This is a genomic window from Magnetococcales bacterium, assembly GCA_015228815.1.
Lineage (GTDB): Bacteria > Pseudomonadota > Magnetococcia > Magnetococcales > UBA8363 > UBA8363.
Genome location: JADGCV010000096.1, coordinates 1 through 2,246 on the forward strand (window position 1 = coordinate 1; position 2,246 = coordinate 2,246).

Genomic DNA, 2,246 nt, shown 5'->3' on the forward strand with positions numbered 1-2,246 from the left:
AGGCTTGTGTCTGGTGAAGCGGCGGTTCGCCCGGATGGGTCAGGTCGTCGTCGAGAATGCCGTAAAGGCGATAGCACTGCCAGTCCAATTCCTCTTGCAGGGCAATCATGCGGCCCAGCAGGGTTTCCGCCTGGGCGCGGTGATCGTTCAACGCTTCCCGGGTTATGGGAAATTGCCCGGCCAGTTGTGCCGGCAGGTGGTTTTTTCGTTCGTGGACGAGTTGGTCCAGTTGGGTAGCAAGGGTCCGTGGTGTTTCAGAGGGAATGGGGAATTGTTTGAGCTTGGTGCCATCCCACTCCAACCGCTCCTCCCACTTGCCCGAACCAAAACCGCCTTTGGGAAAAAAGGTCTGCCTTCCCCAGAAACAAGCGGTGGAACTGTTGAGCAGCCCCAGCAGGGCCAGATGGTCCGCTTCCGTGGCCGCAGGCCTCAGCTTGATCACCGGGGCTGAACGATTGAACACCTTGCCGCCCCGGTCCAACACGAAATGATTGTGGGTGGCCACAAAGGCAAAGGCGATGGAAAGGGGGGTGCGGAGTTTATCGGTATAATGCTCAAGGTGGGCATACCAAGGGTGTCCTTTTTCCTCCAGCGTCTTGCCAAACACGGACCTTTTCGATAGCAGCGTCCGATTTGGCCACAAGAACCTTATGACGACACGTTCATCCGCTCCAATAGGATTTCCTCCCAGGGATTGATAAGGATAAATTGTGTAAGGGTAGTCTTGAATATTCCAGTCCCTAACGCTTTCGCCAATAATGAATGGAAGCACCAAGGATTCAATTGCATGCCTGCCAGCTGATGCAAGATCAAGCACCCAGGCATCATCATCACCAACGACAGTGGTTCTGCCGATGGCATCCACCTGTGTACCCAAGGTACCGGAACAGGATTGATCAATTTGTTGTTGAAGCTCCGCCGCCCCGCCGCCACCCAGACTCCACGGGTGCGTTTCAAAAGTCGAACGGGGGGTATCCACCACGCTGATAAAATCGTTCGCCGCTCCCGGCTGATCGATCATCGCCACGATGGAAGACCACACACGGCCCTGGGCAGGATCATCCGGGATGGCAGGCTCTCCCCGGATACCCTGAACCGTGCGTACCACGGAAAGGTCCGGGTCCCGGTGTCTCCCGAACAGGATCACCGTCGGCGTGCCGTGGCCAGGAATGCAGGCCCCGCTGGTGTCGATGACCGTGTCCAGGTCCACCCGGCGGAAGAATGATTCAATGAGTTTCTTGCCGAACTCTCTTTTCATGAATGAGTTGGCGGTGATCAGTCCCACGAACCCGGCGGGCTGGCCTTCCCGGCCCTGGATCGCCAGGTCGAAAAATCGCTCGGTGAACGGCACGCCCAGGGAATATTGCCGGTGGCAGACATCGTAACGCTGACGATAGGCCTGATTGAGCGCGGCATCCTTGGGGGTGATGTACGGTGGGTTGCCCACCACCGCATGGTGTTGCTGGCCCAGGATCTCCCGCAGCGCCTCTTTGTCCTCGGTTTCGTGGACATGGCGCAGAGGATCATCTTCCGAATCCAAGGTCATCTGCAACATGCCACCAACCCGAAAGCGCGGCCCATGCAGCAACGAATCCCCCACTGCCAGATGGATGACGAATTCCGGCGCATCGGCCATGCGGGTCATGCCGCACCCCTTGAGGGCCGCCACCAGCAGGCGAAACCGGGAGATGGCCACCGCATGGGGATTGAGGTCCACCCCCCACACACCGTCCAGCGCCTTCTGGGCCAGAACACAGGCGTTGGTCTCCGGCTCCTTCTCCTGCCACAGGGCAAACAGCCGCGCAAACGCCCCCAGCAGAAAGTGCCCCGAGCCGCAGGTGGGATCAATCAATCGCACCGTCGCGAAACCAAACTCCCGAATCGCTGGCGTCAAGGTCCGATCGAGAATGAAGGCCTCAATAAATTCAGGCGTTTGCAACAGTGCGTATTGTTTACGTACCTCCTCGGAAAGATCCTGGTACAGGTCGCCAAGAAAACGAGTGTTCCACGCCGGATCGGTAAAATCATGGTTCAACGCCCCTGTGGCCGGGTCGATCCCCTGCCAGAATCGAAGCAGTACCGCCGCCCCGTCGCCACTGGGCATCAGCCGCCACAACGGATTGAACCGCCGATCGAACAATGCCGCCATCGCCGGATCGTTTGCCACCTCGCCAAAAACCATGTTTCATCTTTTCTTTCGAAGATACTGGATCGGAACGATGACCGGGTCATCGATCCACTGTAGG

1 protein-coding gene is annotated in these 2,246 nt (G+C 58.1%); it reads right to left on the minus strand.

Annotation, left to right across the window (positions count from 1 at the left end; genetic code table 11):
* On the minus strand, positions 1-2,182 hold a 2,182-nt coding region (gene pglX, locus HQL76_18170), incomplete at its 3' end, for a BREX-2 system adenine-specific DNA-methyltransferase PglX (protein ID MBF0111094.1).
* Positions 2,183-2,246 lie beyond the last annotated feature (64 nt).